At 73.5% G+C, this 17,462-nt stretch carries 16 protein-coding genes and 1 pseudogene; 6 read left to right on the top strand and 11 right to left on the bottom strand.

Translation table 11 applies throughout. From position 1 onward, the window contains the following. Positions 1-37: 37 nt before the first annotated feature. The 3 genes from ACIHEI_RS13030 to ACIHEI_RS13020 all read right to left on the bottom strand — a co-directional run bounded on the left by ACIHEI_RS13030 (position 38) and on the right by ACIHEI_RS13020 (position 4,101). On the bottom strand, positions 38-334 hold the full coding sequence (locus tag ACIHEI_RS13030) for a muconolactone Delta-isomerase family protein (RefSeq protein WP_396606661.1): 297 nt from the start codon (positions 332-334) through the stop codon (positions 38-40). 111 nt (positions 335-445) lie between these two features. Further along, positions 446-2,077, bottom strand: coding sequence for an ABC-F family ATP-binding cassette domain-containing protein (locus tag ACIHEI_RS13025; RefSeq protein WP_396606660.1), 1,632 nt, complete (start codon positions 2,075-2,077; stop codon positions 446-448). A gap of 389 nt (positions 2,078-2,466) precedes the next feature. Beyond that, complete coding sequence (locus tag ACIHEI_RS13020) at positions 2,467-4,101, bottom strand: ABC-F family ATP-binding cassette domain-containing protein (protein WP_396606659.1); 1,635 nt, start codon at positions 4,099-4,101, stop codon at positions 2,467-2,469. Positions 4,102-4,530: 429 nt separating this feature from the next. Here ACIHEI_RS13020 and ACIHEI_RS13015 point away from each other — a divergent pair, with 429 nt between their 5' ends. Together ACIHEI_RS13015 and ACIHEI_RS13010 are read left to right on the top strand one after the other, a co-directional pair. Beyond that, the gene (locus tag ACIHEI_RS13015) at positions 4,531-4,938 is read left to right on the top strand and encodes a carboxymuconolactone decarboxylase family protein (protein WP_387859827.1); all 408 of its coding nucleotides are present in this window, start codon (positions 4,531-4,533) and stop codon (positions 4,936-4,938) included. A gap of 66 nt (positions 4,939-5,004) precedes the next feature. Next, a complete protein-coding gene (locus ACIHEI_RS13010; RefSeq protein ID WP_396606658.1) occupies positions 5,005-5,394 on the top strand; it encodes a hypothetical protein in 390 nt (129 codons plus the stop codon). Positions 5,395-5,401: 7 nt separating this feature from the next. Here the strand turns inward: ACIHEI_RS13010 and ACIHEI_RS13005 are convergent, their stop codons facing one another. From ACIHEI_RS13005 to ACIHEI_RS12985, 5 genes and pseudogenes are all read right to left on the bottom strand, one after another. Continuing rightward, entirely contained in the window at positions 5,402-7,864 is a 2,463-nt protein-coding gene (locus ACIHEI_RS13005; protein WP_396606657.1) for a hypothetical protein, read from the bottom strand. A gap of 168 nt (positions 7,865-8,032) precedes the next feature. Then, positions 8,033-9,076 carry a S66 peptidase family protein gene (locus ACIHEI_RS13000; RefSeq protein ID WP_396606656.1) on the bottom strand — a complete coding sequence of 348 codons (1,044 nt, stop codon included), beginning with the start codon at positions 9,074-9,076 and terminating at the stop codon, positions 8,033-8,035. Between the two features lie 109 nt (positions 9,077-9,185). Continuing rightward, positions 9,186-9,880: pseudogene (locus ACIHEI_RS12995) on the bottom strand (LysR family transcriptional regulator). Positions 9,881-9,889: 9 nt separating this feature from the next. Then, positions 9,890-10,201, bottom strand: coding sequence for a hypothetical protein (locus ACIHEI_RS12990; protein WP_387634321.1), 312 nt, complete (start codon positions 10,199-10,201; stop codon positions 9,890-9,892). 57 nt (positions 10,202-10,258) lie between these two features. Continuing rightward, on the bottom strand, positions 10,259-11,200 hold the full coding sequence (locus tag ACIHEI_RS12985; RefSeq protein ID WP_396606655.1) for a zinc-binding dehydrogenase: 942 nt from the start codon (positions 11,198-11,200) through the stop codon (positions 10,259-10,261). A 124-nt stretch (positions 11,201-11,324) separates the two neighbouring features. On the opposite strand from ACIHEI_RS12985, the gene ACIHEI_RS12980 reads away from it, so the two are divergent. Both ACIHEI_RS12980 and ACIHEI_RS12975 read left to right on the top strand, forming a co-directional pair. Continuing rightward, positions 11,325-11,864, top strand: coding sequence for a DUF4240 domain-containing protein (locus ACIHEI_RS12980; RefSeq protein WP_396606654.1), 540 nt, complete (start codon positions 11,325-11,327; stop codon positions 11,862-11,864). Positions 11,865-11,899: 35 nt separating this feature from the next. After that, positions 11,900-12,985, top strand: a complete 1,086-nt coding sequence (locus ACIHEI_RS12975) for a hypothetical protein (RefSeq protein WP_396606653.1) — start codon at positions 11,900-11,902, stop codon at positions 12,983-12,985. Between the two features lie 7 nt (positions 12,986-12,992). Here the strand turns inward: ACIHEI_RS12975 and ACIHEI_RS12970 are convergent, their stop codons facing one another. Then, positions 12,993-13,799 (bottom strand): nucleotidyltransferase domain-containing protein, encoded by an 807-nt coding sequence (locus ACIHEI_RS12970; RefSeq protein ID WP_396606652.1) that lies wholly within the window; start codon positions 13,797-13,799, stop codon positions 12,993-12,995. A 204-nt stretch (positions 13,800-14,003) separates the two neighbouring features. Between ACIHEI_RS12970 and ACIHEI_RS12965 the strand changes: the two genes are divergently transcribed. Beyond that, positions 14,004-14,483: a VOC family protein gene (locus ACIHEI_RS12965; protein WP_387634336.1), complete on the top strand. Its 480-nt coding sequence runs from the start codon at positions 14,004-14,006 to the stop codon at positions 14,481-14,483. Positions 14,484-14,789: 306 nt separating this feature from the next. After that, complete coding sequence (locus tag ACIHEI_RS12960; RefSeq protein WP_396606651.1) at positions 14,790-16,265, top strand: phospholipase D-like domain-containing protein; 1,476 nt, start codon at positions 14,790-14,792, stop codon at positions 16,263-16,265. Here the strand turns inward: ACIHEI_RS12960 and ACIHEI_RS12955 are convergent. Together ACIHEI_RS12955 and ACIHEI_RS12950 are read right to left on the bottom strand one after the other, a co-directional pair. Next, positions 16,252-16,482, bottom strand: a complete 231-nt coding sequence (locus ACIHEI_RS12955) for a hypothetical protein (RefSeq protein WP_396606650.1) — start codon at positions 16,480-16,482, stop codon at positions 16,252-16,254. The genes ACIHEI_RS12960 and ACIHEI_RS12955 overlap by 14 nt on opposite strands. A gap of 13 nt (positions 16,483-16,495) precedes the next feature. Further along, entirely contained in the window at positions 16,496-17,419 is a 924-nt protein-coding gene (locus ACIHEI_RS12950; RefSeq protein WP_396606649.1) for a MerR family transcriptional regulator, read from the bottom strand. Positions 17,420-17,462 lie beyond the last annotated feature (43 nt).

Here is a 17,462-nt window from a genome sequence, read left to right as displayed (position 1 = left end):
GCGGGGCCGCTGCTTCCGGCAGTGGCCCCGTCTCTCGTTAACGACTTCCGGAACCCGGGTCGTTGGGGTGCGGCTCCAGCGGGGTGACGACGGCGGTCATCCACGGCCACATCGGCAGCGTGCCGAGTACGTCCGTGCGCAGCCGGGCCTCGTCCTCGGCGCGCCAGATGCCGACGCTGCGCTTCTCGCCGACCGGCCGCCACAACCTGAACAGCCGCCCGGTGGCGGCGAGTTCAGCGGCGCGCTCGTGTTCGGCGGCGCGGCGCCGGTCGACCTCCTCGGCGGGGACGTCCTGGGGTACGGCGGTGGTGATCTCGACCAGGAACTCCTGCACGGTCCTGCTCCGTCTCTCCGGTCTCCCGGGTGCCGGCGGCGCGGGGGTGGCGCCGCTCGGCGTCCATCGTCGGTCCGGGGGCCGGTCGTCGCGGCGACCGACACCCGGCCGTCAGCGGTTCATGCCGAGAGCGAGTTCGCGGCCCTGCCAGCGGCGGCGCAGCCAGCGGTCGTGGCCGGCCACCACGATCGCGCCCGGGCCCTTGCCGCCCATGGCCTCCTCCAGTTCGTCGCAGAGGAGTGGTGAGAGGTGGTTGGTGGGTTCGTCGAGCAACAGCAGGTGCGGCGGGCGGGCCACCAGGAGGGCGAGGGCGAGGCGGCGGCGCTGGCCGACGGACAGGGCGCCGACGGGGCGGTCGAGGTCGGCGGCGGCCAGCAGGCCGAGCGAGGAGAGCGGGACGCGTTCGGCGTGGTCGGGGCCGAGGGTCAGCTCGTAGGTGTCGGCGGCGGTGCGCTCGGGGCGGGCGAAGGTGGTGTCCTGGGTGAGCAGGCCCACGGTCAGCCCGGGGCGCCGGTGTACCTCGCCGGTGGCGTCGAGGCGGCCGGCCAGGACGGCGAGCAGGGTGGACTTGCCCGTGCCGTTGGGGCCGGTGATCAGCAGGCGTTCGTCCGTGGCGATCTCCAGTTCGTCCAGGGTGAGCCTTCCCGGGATGTGGATCCGGTGCAGCGTCACCAGCGGATCGGGGTTCTCCTCCTCCGGGCCGGTGGTGAGGTTCTGCGGGGCGAAGCGCAGGGGGACGGGCGGTTCGGCGACCTGGCGGCGTTCCAGGTCGGCGAGTCGGCCGGCGGCGTCGCGGACCCGGCGGGAGATCTGTTGCTGCACCCGGCCCGCGCGGTGGCCGTAGCCCATTTTCTCGTTGTCGGTGGGGCCGCGGTCGGGGGCGAGGCGGTGTGAGGTGACTCCCGCGGAGCGTCGCAGTTCCGCCAACTCCCGTTGCTCGGCGGCGTACTGGCGCTCCCAGCGATGCCGGCCGGCTCGCTTGGAGCCCAGATAGGCGCGGTAGCCGCCGCCGAACCGGACCGGGCCGTCGGTGGCCGGGTCGAGATCGATCAGGTCGGTGCAGACGGCGTCGAGGAACGCCCGGTCATGGCTGGCGACGACCACCGTGCCGGGCAGAGCACGGAGTTGGTCCTCCAGGAAGGCGGCGGCGTCGTCGTCGAGGTGGTTGGTGGGCTCGTCGAGCAGGACGGCCGACGGGCGGCGGACCAGCAGGGCGGCCAGGGCGAGGCGGCCGCGCTGCCCGCCGGAGAGCGAGCCGAGGGGGCGCCGGTGTGCGACGGCGGCGAGGCCGAGGCCGTCGAGCAGCAGGGCGGCGCGGCGGTCGGCGTCCCAGGCCTCGCGGTGCTGAGTCTGTTCCAGCCGGGTGCCGTAGGCGGCCAGCAGGGCGGGCTGGCGCGGGTCGCCGTCGGGGAGTTCGGCGAGTTCGCTGCCGAGACGGTCGAGTTCGGCGAGGTCGGTGCGGGCCTCGCGCAGCGCGTCGTCCAGGACGGCGGCGACGGTGGTGGCGGCGTCGAACGGCATTTCCTGGTGCAGGAATCCGAGGTCGGCGGGGCGGGTGACGCTCCCGGCGTCGGGTTCGTCCGCGCCGGCCAGCACCCTCAGCAGGGTGGACTTGCCGCAGCCGTTCTCCCCGATCAGGCCGAAGCGGCGGCCGGGGGCGGCGGTCAGGGACAGTCCGTCGAGGATCCGGAGGCCGCCAAGGATGCGGATCAAGTCGTGTGCGATCAGGGCGGGTTGGGGCATGGGGGGACTCCGGTTCGGTCTGTGGCGGCCCGTCCGGACGCGAGTCTCCGGCCGACGGGCGGACGGGCGGACGGACGGGCGCGCAGAGCAAGTCACGGACGAGCAGCGAAGGTTGAAGGCGGCACCGGTGCGCACACCTGCGGCGGAATCCCACGGCCGACGGGCACCCAGGCCAAGTCAGCGGCCGGCACGGCAGGTTGGGGGACGGCGCGACCGGCATCGAGCGATGGGTCGTGGCCGGCGCGCCTACCCTCAGGCAGAAGGGACGCCGAGCACGCGAACCAAGTCACGTGCGTGCGCGGCAGGTTGGGGCCGAAGAACTCGGCCGTGCTCGGCCTCCCGGCCCGCCCGGGCATGGTGCCACAGGCGGGCCGGGAGCCGACGGCACGTCACACCGTCGGGGCCGCGACCTCCCGGAGGGCGCCGCCGGTCAGTTGCAGGCGGCGGTCGATGCCGATCTCGGCGAGGAACCGCTCGTCGTGGCTGATCACCAGGAACGCGCCCTTGTAGGCGTTCAGTGCGCTCTCCAACTGGCCGACGCCGACCAGGTCGAGGTTGTTGGTGGGCTCGTCGAGCAGCAGCAGCTGCGGGGCGGGCTCGGCGCACAGCACGCAGGCCAGGGTGGCGCGCAGCCGCTCGCCGCCGGACAGCACCCCGACGGGGAGGTGCGCGCGCGGGCCGCGGAACAGGAACCGGGCGAGCAGGTTCATCCGCTCCGCCTCCGGGCGCTCGGGAGCGAACTTGGCGAAGTTCTCCGCGACGGTGTGGCTCTCGTCCAGCAGGTCCAGGCGCTGCGAGAGGTAGGCGATCCGGCCCTCGCCCCGCCGCAGCTCGCCGCCGTCGGGAGTGAGCGCGCCGGTGATCAGCCGCATCAGGGTGGTCTTGCCGGCGCCGTTGGGGCCGGTCAGCGCGATCCGCTCGGGGCCGCGGACGACCAGGTCGATGCCGCCCGGGGCGAACACCTCGCGGTCGCCGAGCCGGACCTGGAGGCCGGTGCCGTGGAACAGGGTGCGGCCGGCCGGCACCTGGGTGTCGGGCAGTTCCAGGCTGAGGCGCTGCTCCTCGCGCACCGCCCGCCCGGCCTCGTCGAGGCGGGCCCTGGCCTCGTCGACCCGGGCGGCGTGCACCTGCCCGGAGCGGCCTGCGGCCTCCTGCGCGCCGCGCTTCATGTTTCCGGCGAAGATCTTCGGCAGGCCGGCGTTCTTCAGGTTCTTCGCGGCGTTGCTGGCCCGCTTGTCGGCGCGCTCCCTGGCCTGCTGGGCCTCGCGCTTCTCCCGCTTCAGGTTCTGCTCGGCGTTGCGGACGTTGCGTTCGGCGACCTCCCGCTCGCCCCGGACGGCCTCCTCGTAGGCGGTGAAGTCTCCGCCGTACAGGCGCAGTTCGCCGCCACCGAGTTCGGCGATCCGCTCCATTCGGTCGAGCAGCGCGCGGTCGTGGCTGACCAGCAGCAGGCACCCGTTGAACTCGGACAGCACCTCGTACAGCCGGTGGCGGGCCTCCACGTCCAGGTTGTTGGTGGGCTCGTCGAGCAGCAGCACGTCGGGGCGGCGCAGCAGTTGAGCGGCCAGGCCGAGGGAGATCACCTGGCCGCCGCTGAGCGTGCTCAGGCTGCGGGTCATTTCGAGGTGGCCGAGGCCGAGGCGGTCGAGCTGGGCGCGGGTGCGTTCCTCGATGTCCCAGTCGTCGCCGATGGTGGCGAAGTGCTCCTCGGCGACGTCGCCGGACTCGACGGCGTCCAGGGCGCGGATCACCTCGGCGATGCCGAGCACGTCGGCGACCGTGAGCTTCCCGGTCAGCGGGAGGGTCTGCGGCAGGTACCCGAGCGTGCCGGAGACGGTCACCGAGCCTGCGGTGGGCTTGAGTTCACCGGCGATCAGCCGGAGCAGGGTGGACTTGCCGGACCCGTTCGGGGCGACCAGGCCGGTGCGGCCGGTCGGGACGGTGAACGACAGGTCGTGGAAGACCTGGGTGTCGTCCGGCCAGGAGAAGGACAGGTTGGAGCAGACGACGGCGGCGTCGGACATGGTGAAGAGACCTCGAAGGTGCAAGAGGGCAGGGAACGGCCACTGCGAACAGACCGCTGCGAACGGGCCACTGCCCTGGGGAAACGGGCGAAAAAAGGGGTCGACGAAACGGACCACTCCGGCAGCGCTCCTGTGCGCCGGCCCGGTGGCCGTCAGATCCGGATCTCACCCGGAGATGTCGTCGTCACCCGCCACGTTTCTGTCCTTCGTCCCACGCGAAATCGCGTACCTACGGTGTCGCGGCGAGTGTAGCGCTTCCTCACGCCGGACGTCGCACCATTTTTCCCGTGGGGCAACTTCGCGGTCGCCACTTCCCGTTGGGCCGGTCGGGTGTGCGGCGGCGGTGCGGGGCGGCTTCCGGGCCCCGCCGGTTGCGCTGCGCTGACTACCGTGGCCTCCTGGCCGTCGAACAACCCCGAGGAGCGGAACATGACCACGGACGACCGTCGCGAACGCTTCGAGCGGGGCATGGAGGTCCTCGCGCGCATCGACGGCGAGGCGGGCGAGCGGGTGGTGGCGGCGCTGGCGGACGTCTCCCCCGAACTGGTGCACCAGATCGCCGCCTGGGGGTTCGCCGAGATCTACTCCCGTCCGGCCCTGGCACCGCGCGACCGGCAACTCGTCACCCTCGGCATGCTCACCGCGCTCGGCGGCTGCGAGCCCGAGCTCGAGGTCCACGTGAACGCCGCGCTGAACGTCGGTCTGACGCCCCAGCAGATCGTCGAGGCCCTGCTGCACGCCGCCGCGTACTGCGGGTTCCCCCGGGCGATCAACGCCACCCTCGCCGCGAAGCGGGTCTTCGCCGAGCGCGGCCTGCTGCCCGTCCGCGAGGAGTGACGCCGGCGGGCGCGGGTAGCGTGGGCAGGCCGATCGACGCAGCCGCATCCGCAGGGAGACCGCCCGATGACCGAACCGGCCACCGAGCACTGGGAGTTCACCGACCACTGGCCCGCCGTGGGCTGCGGGCAGGACGCCGTCGCGGAGCTGCGGCGGCGGATCGCCGGGGGCCGGGCGGAGAACTGGCTGCGCAGTTCGCACGGGCGGCAGTTGGCGGTGGTCTCCAACGGCGTGCGGGCGATGGTCATGCTGCTGGCCGCGCCGGGCGACCCGGGCGAGCACGCCGTCGATCCGGGCGCGGGCGGCTGGAGCGACGGCTACCTGCTCGCCAACGGCCAGCAGGACGAGTACCCGGACCAGGACACCGTCCCGCTCGGCCGGGCGCTGCACCTCGTCCGGCACCTGCTGGACACCGGCACTCCGCCGCCGGACGTGCCGTGGTCCATCGACAGCTGATGGGCCGTCAACTACCTGCCGCAGCACCGGCCTTCGCATCGGCGAGCTTCTGCAGATAGCGTTCGGCGGCGCGCAGCTTGCGGCCGTCGGGGCCGGGCAGGTGGGCACGGAGTTCGATGATCTCGGGGGCGATGCGGATCGCCTCGGCCGGGTCCTTGACGGCGCGCCAGCACGCCTCGGCGTTGGTGGCGGCGCGCTGGGTCTCGGGGTGCTCGGGGCCCTCGGTCTGGAGCATCGCGGTGGCGACCTGGCGGTACAACTCGGCTGCCAGCACGGGCAGTCCGGCCACCCGGGAGACGTGCGCGCGGACCTGCCGGACCTGGAGCACCGCCGGGGCGAGGCTTCCGTGCACGGCGACCGCCTTGTTCTCCAGGGCGAGCGCGAGCGCCGCCGCGGTGGCGTGGTCGCCGGCCTCGGTAGCCCGGACGATCTGGCCGATCGCCTCCATGTAGTCGGTCGGCGGGGCCTGCTCGACCGCAACGGCCCGGGCAGCGGGCGCAGTTGCGGCAACCGGCACGACCGCGGAGGCAGGGGCGGGGGCGGGAGCCGTCATCTCCAGTGGCACCGTCGCCGCCAACGGGTCGTGCTGGAGCGGCGGTTGACGCTTCTCCAGGGGCACGGTGGCCGCCAACGGGTCGTGCTGGACGGGCGGTTGGGTCTTCTCCAGCGGCACCGTCGGGGCCGTCGCCTCGAGGTCGGGCAGCGGCAGGGTGGTGGCCAGCGCGCTCCCGCCGGGCAGCGGGACGGTCGACGCCAGCGGGTCGAACCACGGCCGGTCCTCGGCCGGTTCGGGCACCAGATCCGGCACTGGCATGAGCGCGGGCGCGGGCACAGACGCAGGCGCGGGCGCGTGCACAGACGCAGGCGCGGGCACAGACCCCGGCACGGGCGCGGGCGCGGGCACAGGCGCGGCCTTGGCGAACTGCACGGCGTACGGATCGGCCGGTGCGGGCTCGGACTTGGCGAGCTTGACCAGCGGCGTGGTGGCGGTGTCGACGGGGAGGTCCTTGCCGAGGCGGACGACGGGCTCGGGCGCGGCGGGCAGGCCAGCCGACTTGCCGAGGTCGACCAGTGGCGCGTCCGCCGGAACCAGAGGCGTGTCCGCCGAAACCATCGGCGCGTCCGCCGGAACCATCGGCACACCGCGCACCAGCGAGACGATCATCCGACGCCGGGCGGGCGTCGCGGGGACGCCGGCCTTGCGCAGCGAGACCAGGACACGCGGCGTCCAGCCGGGGGCCATCCGGGGCCGGGCCGGTTCGGCAGGGCGCGCGGCGGAGGAGGCGGGCGGGGCGGTCGGGGCCGGCGGTGCGGTGGGCCGGGTGGTGGCGGGGTCGGCGGGGCCGATCTGCCGGGAAGTGTTGCGGAACCACGGCCGGTCGCCGGGGTGCGCGGTGATCACCACGGTGTCGGAGCGCAGCACCGAGTGGACCTGCTGGCGCACGAGCTCGGGGGTGAGCAGCTGCTCGGCGCCGGGGCGGCCGCGGTGCAGGGTCTCGATCAGCGCGCGGGTGAAGGTGCCGAGCTGGTCGGGGTCGTGGTTGACCACGGCCCACAACGGCACGCCCTCGCTGAGCTGTTGGCCGGCGGCGGAGGCGAGTTGTGGCCACAGCACCGGGTCGGCGCTCAGGTCGCCGATCACCAGGGTGTCGAACTCGTTGACGCGGTGCCGCAGTTCGGTGGCGAGAGCACTCCACGGCAGGCTCTCGGACGCCTTGTTCTCGCGCAGCGACAGGTACATCTGGTCGCCGCGCCGGTCGGTGACCAGGTGGCCGCCGAGGTGGATCAGCAGCGGCCCGGGGTGGCGGGCGGCGGCGCGCAGGTGGGCGAGGACGGTCTGCGGGTCGTTGGCGCCGGGCAGGTGGACGGCGTCGACCTGGTCGGCGGAGAGCATGATCTGCGGGGCGACGCCGGCCAGTGCGGCGGACAGTACGGAGGCGTGCGCGGCGCCGCCGCGGCCCCAGCGGCGGCCGCCGCCGTAGCCGCCCTCGATCACCAGGATGCGGCCGCGCAGGCCGCGGCCGATGCCGGTGACGGGTGCGGGAGTTGACGCGGCACCCGGTGCCTGGACGGGGGCGGGCGCGGCGGGCGCGGCGGGCGGCGGCATGTCGGCGGTGATCACCGGGATCATGCTCGTCCAGCCGGTGCTGACCGGCGCGGGCGGCATCGCGGGCGGCGGCGGCACGGGCGTGCCGCCGGCCGGGGTCGCGGTGGGCGCGCCGTTCCGGTTGCCGCCGGGGGTGAGGTCCGGGGGCGCCGTGTTGACCCGTAGGTTGACCGAGGTGGCGAACGGGTCGTTGGCGGGCGGTGGTTCGGTGCCCTGTTTCGGGCCCGCAGGCTGGGTCGGCAGCTTGAAGGTGTCCTCCAGGTCGGCTGCCGCCGGCCCGTCTCCCGTCGTCGATGCCACATCAGCCACCGTCAGGTCACCGCCCCCGTCCGCCGCCTGCGCGACGTCGTGCCCGTTCGCCATGGTGCCCGGCACCACATTTCCGATCCCGGACACGATACGTGCTCGGCGGGTGGCCGGGCCAGGGCGGGTGGCCGGACCCGCCGCGACCCGCGCTGGTGGGCGAGGGTGCCGGACCCGCCGCGACCCGCGCTGGTCGGCGAGGGTGCCGGTCGCGGGCCGCGGGCGGGTTCAGTAGGTGACGGTGATGCGGCGGGCCGGTCCGTCGACCCGGATCAGGCCGCCGTACGGGATCACCTGCTGCGGCGAGGTGTGGCCGAGATCCACGTCGAACACGGCCATGGTGTCCGGCGCGTACGTGTCGAGGGCGCGCAGGGCGCCTTCGCGCTGCTCGGCGCGGTACTGGGCGCGCTGCTCGGCGTTGTTGGGCTGCTCGAACGACCAGGCCATGGCGCGGCCGAACAGCACCGCCGGGAACTGGCGCAGCAGGCCGCGTTCACCGAGGTTGCGGAGCGTCCGGAACACCTCGGTGCCGGAGGGCATCTCCTCGGACGTCTCCAGGACCAGCACGCAGCCCGCGTACGCCTCGACGGGCAGCAGGCGGTCGGCGGCGGCCATCCAGTGCAGGATCTCCAGGTTGCCGCCCCAGCTGACGCCTTCGACCACTCGGTCCGAGCGGGTCCAGTGGGTGCCGGTGGCGGGCTCGCTCGCGGGCATCCGTTCGAAGGTAGCCGGGTCCTCCCAGCGGCCGAGTTCGGTGCTGACGTCCTCGGCCTCGCGCAGCTCGAACTCGCCGCGTTCGAACAGCGCGGCGCGCAGCGAGGCCTCGGTGAGCGGGTCCAGTGCGCCGGGCCGACCGAACTCGGTCATCACGGCGCCGCCGTGATAGGAGACGACGCCGTGCCGCCACAGGAAGTCCAGCAGGTTGGTGTTGTCGCTGAACCCGAAGAACGGCTTGGCGTGCGCCCGGATCAACTCCCCGTCCAGGTGCGGGATCACGCTGATCTGGTCCTCGCCGCCGATGCTGGCCAGGATCGCCGTCACACTCGGATCGGTGAACGCCGCGTGCACATCGGCGGCCCGCTCCTGCGGGCTCGCCCCGAGCTTGCGGGTGGTCGGGTATTCGACCGGCTCCAGCCCGAACTGCTCGCGCAGGCGGCGCAGTCCGAGCTCGTAGGGCAGCGGGAACATGCCCGGCCCGGCGAACGAAGGCGAGAGCACGGCGACCCGGTCACCGGGCCGGGGCTTGGGGGCGTACATCGGTTGATCTGACATGTCGCGATGCTAACGAAGCCCTCGGGCCCGTCACGACCGCATTTCCGCCCGGCCCGCGAGGACGCCACCCGATGAAGCTCGACCCAACTGCCGACCTCCCGGCTGCAGTTCAGCGACGGTACGCGGCTGTCGCGATCTCGACGAAGGAACGGATCAACGGGTTGGTGTCGCCCTCGTTCCACACGGCCACCACCCGGCTCGGCGGCATGTCCGTCAGCGGCGGTCGGCCAGCTCGGCCGGCCGCAGCCCCTCGCGGCGGGCCAGGGGGTCGTCGGCGCGCAGGACCACGCCGACCGGGTCGGCCCGCAGCGCACGCACCGTCAGCGCGGTCTCGTCGAACGGCGCCCGGGTCAGCGCGACGTCCACCAGCCCGGCCCGCAACCCGCAGGTCGGGTCGGTCAGATCGGTGTCGCGGACCCGGATCTCGGTGCCGGGGTGACGCCGGCGGTAGGCGGCGGCCAGCCTGGCCACCCCCGGGTCGCCGCCGTCGCCCAGGATCCCGATGGTGAGCGTCGCGCCGCCGGCCGCCGCGCTCACCCGCCCCCGGACCCGGTCGGCGTGGTCGAGCAGGGCCCGCGCCTCCTCGAGCAGCACCGAGCCCACCGGAGTGAGCGCGACCCCCGCGGGCGAGCGGGTGAGCAGCAACGCCCCGACCTCGGCCTCCAGTTGCTTGATCGCCCGACTCAGCGGCGGCTGGCTCATGTGCAGTCGGTTGGCGGCCCGGCCGAAGTGGAGTTCCTCGGCGACCGCCACGAAGTAGCGCAAGGTCCGTAGCTCCACACCGCCACGATACCCACGCGGCATCGACCGGGATCAGACGCTCGCGAAGGCGGTCAGCAAGGTGTCGATCCGCAGCCGCAGTTCGCGGTCCCCGGCTCCGGAGACGGTCACCATCAGCACCTCGGTGCCGACGGAGTGGGCGAGTTCGGCGTCCAGGGTGGCGGCCGAGCCGACGAGCGGATACGAGTACCAGGCGTCGGGGTCCTCGTCGTCGGTGTCCCGGACGCCGAGCTCGACGGTCTCCCAGTCCGTCGCGTCGAAGGCGTACCCGGCGTAGTGGGAGACCAACTCCAGGAAGGCACGCAGGTTGTGGGCCAGGATCCACCCGGCGATCGGCTCGGTCACGTCCACCCCTTCATGAGGTGGCCAGTATCCCGGTCGGGGCGGACGAGCGCGCCCGGCCTACACGTCCAGCAGGGTCTTGCCGAGCGTGGCCCGCGACTCGATCGCGCGGTGGGCGTCCGCCGCCGCGGCGAGCGGGAAGCGGCGGCCGATGACCGGGCGCAGCCGGTGCGCGGCGGCGTCGGCGAGGACGGCGGTGGTGGCGGCGCGGATGGTGTCGGGGGTGGGGCGCAGGGTGAGGACGGTGAGGCGGCGGGCCTCGATCTCGGCGGGCGGGAGGTCGGTCCAACTGCCGCCGGACAGACCGTAGCTGAGGAGGTGGCCGCCGGGGCGGAGCAGGGTGGTGGCGGTGCGGCCGAGGGTGCCGCCGACGCCGTCGAGGACGAGGTCGACGGGGGCGGTGCCGGCGGTCCAGTCGGGGCGCAGGTAGTCGAGGGTTTCGGTGGCGCCGAGTTCGGAGGCCAGGGCGAGTTTGGCGGGGCCGCCGGCCGCGGCGACGACGTGCAGGCCGGCGTTGGTGGCGAGTTGGACGAGCAGGGTGCCGACGCCGCCGGCGGCGGCCAGTACCAGGACGCGGGCGCCGGCGGCGGGTGCGGCGGTGTCCAGCAGCATGCGGGCGGTGCGGCCGTCGGCGAGGAGCGCGGTGGCGTCGTCCAGGTTGAGCGCGTCGGGGACGAGGTGCAGGCCGGCGGCGGGGACGGCGGCGCGTTCCGCGTAGCCGCCGCTGCCGCCGGTGGTGGAGATGACGCGGCGTCCGAGCAGCGCGGTGTCGACGCCGGGGCCGACGGCGGCGACGGTGCCGCCGACGCCGTTGCCGGGGATCATCGGCAGTGCGCCGGTGAACGGCCCGAACCCGGTGGCGCGGAACTGGGTCTCGACGAAGGTCAGGTTGGCGTGCGCGACGTCGATCAGGACCTGCCCCTCCCCCGCCACCGGGTCGGGCGCCTCGCCCGGTACCAGGACCTCCGGCCCGCCGAACTCCCGCAGCCACACCGCCCGCATCGCCTCTCCCCTCCTCGTTCGGCCGGACGTCCCGGCCGCCGGGGCCCATCCTGCAAGTTCAAGCGCTCTTGAGGTCAAGGGCCGCCCGCCGGGAGTGTCCTGGCGGCGTGCGAGCATGCCCGGCATGAACGTGAACGCTTTCTGGGAGCTGGTGGAGTCGACCCGGGCCACTTCCCCGTGCGACCGCGCCGAACAGCTGACCGAGCGGCTGGCGCAGCTCCCGACGGACGAGGTACGGGAGTTCCAGCTGCGCCTGGACGAGGTGCGGGCCCCGCTGGACACCATGGCCACGGTCGCGCTGGCGAAGCTGGTCGGGCCGGGCTTCCTGAGTGACGACACCCTCTGGTACTTCCACGCCTGGCTGATCGGCCTCGGCCGCGACGCCCACCGGCTCGCCGTGCACGACCCGGACGCCCTCGCCGACCTCCCCGAGTTCCGCGCCCTGGCCGCCCGGGCCGAGCGCTTCGTGCCCGACTGGGAGGCGCTCGACTACTGCGCCGCGCAGGCCTGGGAGGAACTGACGGGCGAGGAGGACGGCCTGGAGGAGTCGCTGCTCGCCCAGGGCCACGAGAGCCCGCTGAACGCCGAACCGGAGGGCGAACTCTGGACGGCCGAGCAGACCGCGGCCCGTCTGCCGAAACTCACCGCGCTGTTCGCTTCCTGACGGACTGTCAGTCGGTCCGCCTACTCTCGACCCCCATGACCACCATCGAAGACCCCGCGTGGCGCGACAACCCCCGGTTGAACGACTGGCTGGCCGCCGGACGGGAGGCGTTCCCCACCTGGGCCGAACTCACCGGCGGGGGCTGGGACTTCGGCACGGACTCGCTGGCCCGGCTGGAGCGGGTGATCCGCGAGCGCTACCCGGACCGGGAGCAGGCGGACGCGGACTGGAACGGTTCCTTCCTGACCGCGGCGGCGTGGTACCTCGGCGAGGTGCACGTCCGCAACTACGGCGCGCTGTGGCAGTGTTCGCCCGAGCCGCGCCCCTTCCTGGGCAGGGAGATCCATCCGTTGGTTCAACTGCCGCGGGAGGCGCTGGACGAGGAGGAGGCGGAAGAGCTGGCCGAGGCCGAGGAGTTGTGCGAGGACGACTTCCCGCTCTGCGCCCCGATCGACCTGGTGGTCGCGGTGGCCGACCCGGCTTCGACCTACCCGCTGACGGAGACGCTGGAGGGCTACGCGTTCTGGGAGCCGGCGGTCGAACGGGCCCTGGAGCTGGCCCGCATCCGCCCCCCGCAGAATCCGGGCAGCCGTCCCCGGCCCGACGCGCCCGGGGTGCTCGACCCCGGGCGGCCCGGCCAGGACCTCGCCCGCTGGCTGGCGGTGCGCGAGGAGGCGTTCCCGCTCTGGGCGCGGGCCACCGGCCGGGAGGCTGAACTCGACTTCTCCGAGAGCTCGTTGGAGATGCTCGAGGAGGTCCTGCGGCAGCGCGTCCGCACCCTCGGCCTGGACGACAAGCTGGACGTCCTGGAGGCGTCGCTGCGGCACGGACTGACCGTGCTCCCCCACTCGCACCGCCTGTTCGACGACCCGGTCTTCGACTGCGCCCTCTGGTACCTCGGCGAGACCGGCTGCCGCGCCCGGGGCGCCCGCTGGCTCCCGCTGCGCGCGAACCTGGACGTCGACCCCGTCACCGTGCGCCAGTTGGCGGTGGCCCGGATCGACCGCCGGATCGGCCCGCGACTGGAGCTGACCGCCGCCGTCCAGAGCTGCCTGCGCGACCGCACCGACCCGGACGACGGCTACCGGCCATTGCTCCATGCACTCGCCGACCTCGGCTGAACTCCCGTCACGCCAGCGCCCGTTCGATCGCCGTCCGGGTGAACTGCCGGGCCTGCTCGGCGCGTTGGTCACGTTCGTCGGCGGTGATCGGCAGCGGCGTGCCGTAGCGCCGGGCGACGATGTCCGCGACCAGCTCCGACGGGGCGCCCAGGGCCGGGAGTTGGGCGATCGCCTCGCGCTTGGTCACCAGGCGGCTCTCGCGCAGCGCGATGGTGGCGCGGGCGGCGGTGATCGGCCCGAAGTCCACCCAGATGTCGTGCTGCCACGGCCCGGGGCGGTCGGTGACCGGGTACCAGTAGGTGCGCAGGTCGGCACGGAGGTGCGCGTGCAGCTCCGGGTCGCCGACCGGCAGCAGCAGCACGTCCGGGGCGACGCCGGCCAACCGCAGCCCGCCGTCCAGGAGTTCACGCCGGGTGATGACGGTGACCGGCCGGTCCATCGGCTCGCCCTGGGCGAAGGTGAAGTGGTCGGCGGCCGGGTCGGCGAGCGCGTCCTGCGGCAGGTAGGTGCAGTGCAGCTTCTCCGCGCCCGGCCGCTCGGCGATCAACTCCTCGTGCAGCACGGACAGTTCGGTGCGCAGCCGGGGGTCCGGAGCGGTCGGCAGGACGGCGATCAGGTCGAGGTCGCTGCGGCCGTGCCGGTAGTCGCCGAGCGCGAGCGAGCCGTGCACCCACAGCGCGGTGACGGGGGTCGCGGCGTGCAGGCGGGCGGTGAACTCGGCCAACAGCGGTGCGGCGAGGGCGCGTTGGGCCGGGTCGTTGGCGGCCTGTTCGGCGGCGGTGGGCAGGGCGGCGACGGGATCCGAGGGCGTCATGGCCCCGACTCTGGCACGGCGCCCGCCCGCTCGTCCCGCTTTCGCGCCCCGCGTCGCCGCTGCGGCGTGCCGCCTCCGCCCCGCGATGCCCGCCGTGGCGCGCCGCCCGGGTTCGCCGCGCCTGCGGGGCTAGCGTCGGGTGAACAAGGCCCTGACCAGCGACGAAAGCCGGCGGCAAAAGCCGGCGACGAAAGGTGCGCCCCGATGGCGGAGAAGATCAGCACGTTCCTGTGGTTCGACAACCAGGCCGAGCAGGCGGCCGAGTTCTACGTGTCGGTGTTCCGAGATGCCCGGGTGACCGGCGTGAAGCGGTACTCGGAGGCCGGTCCGGGCCCGGCGGGCAGCGTGATGCTGGTGTCGTTCGAACTGTTCGGCCGGGAGTACCGGGCGCTGAACGGCGGGCCGATGTTCACCTTCAACGAGGCGATCTCGCTCCAGGTGGACTGCGAGGACCAGGCCGAGGTCGACCGCTACTGGGAGCTGCTGACGGCGGACGGCGGGCAGCCCGGCCAGTGCGGGTGGCTGAAGGACCGCTTCGGCCTGTCCTGGCAGATCGTGCCGCGCCGGATGATCGAGCTGCTGGAGGACCCCGATCCGGAGCGGGCGAACCGGGCGATGACCGCGATGCTCGCCATGACCAAGCTCGACCTCCCCGCGCTGGAGGCCGCGGCCGACGGCCGGTGACCCACGGGCAGCAGGCGGCGGCCGCGTCGGCCCGGCAGCGCGGGCGGCGGGCGGCGGGCGGCGGGCGGCGGGCGGCAGGCGGCAGGCGGCAGGCGGCAGGCGGCAGGCGGCGGGTTCGAACGCATGATGGCCCGTCCGAACGCGTGACGGCCCGTCCGGTCAACGGTTTGCAGGGTCCCGGTAAAAGTATTCCTGTTCAGCGGTCTGTCATGTCCAGCCCCTTCTGATCGGCCGTCAGGGCGTGTCTTACTGGGCGGCGCTACGCGCGTCACTTCCGTACGTGCACCGGACTGCTGGAGCCCCGCCATGAGTCTCACCCGCCGCCTGCTGCGCACCCTCGCCGCCGGTGCCACCGTTGCCGCCACCGCGCTGGTCCCCGTCACCGCCGGGCACGCCGCCACCGGCACCTACACGCTGGTGGTCCTGCCCGACCAGGGCGAGAGCGCGATCTACAACCTGGTGAACTCGGCCACCAAGTCGGTCGACGTGACCATCTACGAGCTGCGCGACACCAACCTCACCACGGCGCTGGTGAACCGCCAGAAGGCCGGCGTGACCGTCCGGGTGGTGATGGACCCCAACCACAGCACGGTCAACAGCGCCGCGTACAACGCGCTGACCGCCGGCGGGGTGAGCGTCGTCTACTCGTCCTCCTCGTTCACCTACACCCACCAGAAGACCATCACGGTGGACGGCGCCAAGTCGTACATCTCCACCGGCAACTTCGACACCACCTACTACGCCACCTCCCGCGACTACGGCGTGCTCGACACCGACCCGGCCGACGTCGCCGCGATCGAGCAGGTCTTCAACGCGGACTACGCGCACACCGCCATCACCCCGTCCGACGGCACCGACCTGGTGTGGTCGCCCACCGACTCCCAGAACCGGCTGCTCGCGCTGATCAACGGCGCCCAGCACAGCCTGGACGTCGAGCAGGAGGAGTTCGGCGACGCCGCGCTGGTCAACGCGATCGTCGCCGCCGAACAGCGCGGTGTGACGGTGCGGGTGGTCGCCGAGGACACCTCCGCCAAGTACACCGCGCAGTTCAACCAGGTCACGGCGGCGGGTGGGAAGGTCACCACGTACACCAGCAGCACCGGCTTCTACGTGCACGCGAAGGCGATCGTCGCGGACTACGGCACCTCGAGCGCGAAGGTGTTCGCCGGGTCGGAGAACTTCTCCGACAACTCGCTCAACCACAACCGCGAACTCGGCCTGATCATCGCCGACCCGGCGGTGATCTCCGGCATCGAGTCCACCTTCACCGCCGACTTCAACCGCGTCCCGAGCACCGGCGGCACCACCCCGCCGCCCACCGGCGGCTGCACGGCCGCCCAACTGCTCGGCAACCCCGGCTTCGAGACCGGGGCCCTGGCTCCCTGGACGGGCACCGCCGGCACCCTCAACAACACCGGCACCGAGCCCGCCCACACCGGCAGTTGGGACGTCTGGCTGGACGGCTACGGCACCGCTCACACCGAGACGCTCACCCAGACCGTCACCGTCCCCGCCGGGTGCACCGCGACGCTCAGCTACTGGCTGCACGTCGACACCGCCGAGACCAGCACCACCACCGCCTACGACAAGCTCACCGTCACCGCCAGCGGCACCACCGTCGCCACCCACTCCAACCTCGACCACAACACCGGCTACACCCAGCACACCGTCGACCTCTCCGCCTACGCGGGCCAGAGCGTCACGCTGACCTTCACCGGTGTCGAGGACTACCAGAAGCAGACCTCGTTCGTCCTCGACGACCTGGCCCTCAACCTCTCCTGAAGCGCGGCCGGCACCTGGGCTCCCAGTACCCCTCCAGCGGGTACCGGGTGCCGTCCGCCCGCACCACGGCCGGCCGTGGACCGGTGAGCTCGACACGGTCCCCGGCGGCCAGGAACAGCGGGCGGGGCAGGACGAAGGCGTACGCGTTGTCGTTCTCGAACTCGTTGATCAGAACGAGCCGCGAGGCCGCGACGGTTCCGTTGTCGGTGAGGTGCATGCGAAGCAGTCTGTCAGGCCGGGATGCGGACGGCCAGGGCCCGGGTGAACCAGGTGAGAGCCGGGGCCGAACTCTCCGGGGGCGTCCAGCCGTTGATCACCGCCAGCAGTCGCAGATACCGCTCGCGGCGCGGATCGTTCGCGGCCTCCAGCCTGGCCAGCAACTGCCGGCGCAGCTCGGCATCGTCCGGGCGGCCCCGGAGCTCGGCGTACTGGGCGGTGACGGCCGCGACCACCGAATCGGCCTGCGCGGAGGCGGGGTCGAGACCCAGGGCCGGCCCGACCCGGTCGCGGACCAGCGCGACCGGGTCCCTGCGCGGCGCGGCCGGGCCCCGATCCGCAGCGTGGTGCCGCGCCAACTCCCGTACGGCCGCCTGGAATTCCCGGTCCTGGACGAGCTCCGCCAACTCCACCCACGCCTCGACCTGTTCGGTGTTCGGCTCCTCGGGCAGCTCCGGGGTCAGCGAGCGCATGACCCCGGCGAACTCCGGGGCGGGGCCGACGTCACCGAAGACGGCATCGAGGAACTCCCCGACCAGCCTCCGCCGTTCGGCCTCGGAGAGCGTGGCCAGTCTGTGCATGAGATCCATCTCCTCAGGGGTTGCCCCGCGCCTGGCCACCGCCGTCAGCACCGCCCGCCGCAACCGCAGCGTCCGGATCTGCACGTCCAGCGCCTCGGCGTGCGCCGCCGCGACGTCGCCCAGCGACAGCTCCCGGTCCACCACTTGACGGATCGTCGGAAGCCCGAGCCCCAGCTCGCGCAGCGTCCGCACCAACTCCAGCCGCGCGACGGCCTCGGCGCCGTACCAGCGGTGCCCGGCCGGGGTACGGCCGGTCGGCGGCACGATGCCCCGATCCGCGTAGAACCGAACGGTCTTGACCGTCAGCCCGGCCCGCCGGGCCAGTTCACCGATCGAGTAGCGCGTGTCGCCTGTCATGCCGCCCACTCTGGCCCCTCCCCCTAGGGGAGGAGCAACCCGG

It is taken from the genome of Kitasatospora sp. NPDC051984 (genome assembly GCF_044593455.1).
Classification (GTDB): domain Bacteria; phylum Actinomycetota; class Actinomycetes; order Streptomycetales; family Streptomycetaceae; genus Kitasatospora.
This window is presented reverse-complemented; position numbering and strand designations above follow the sequence as displayed.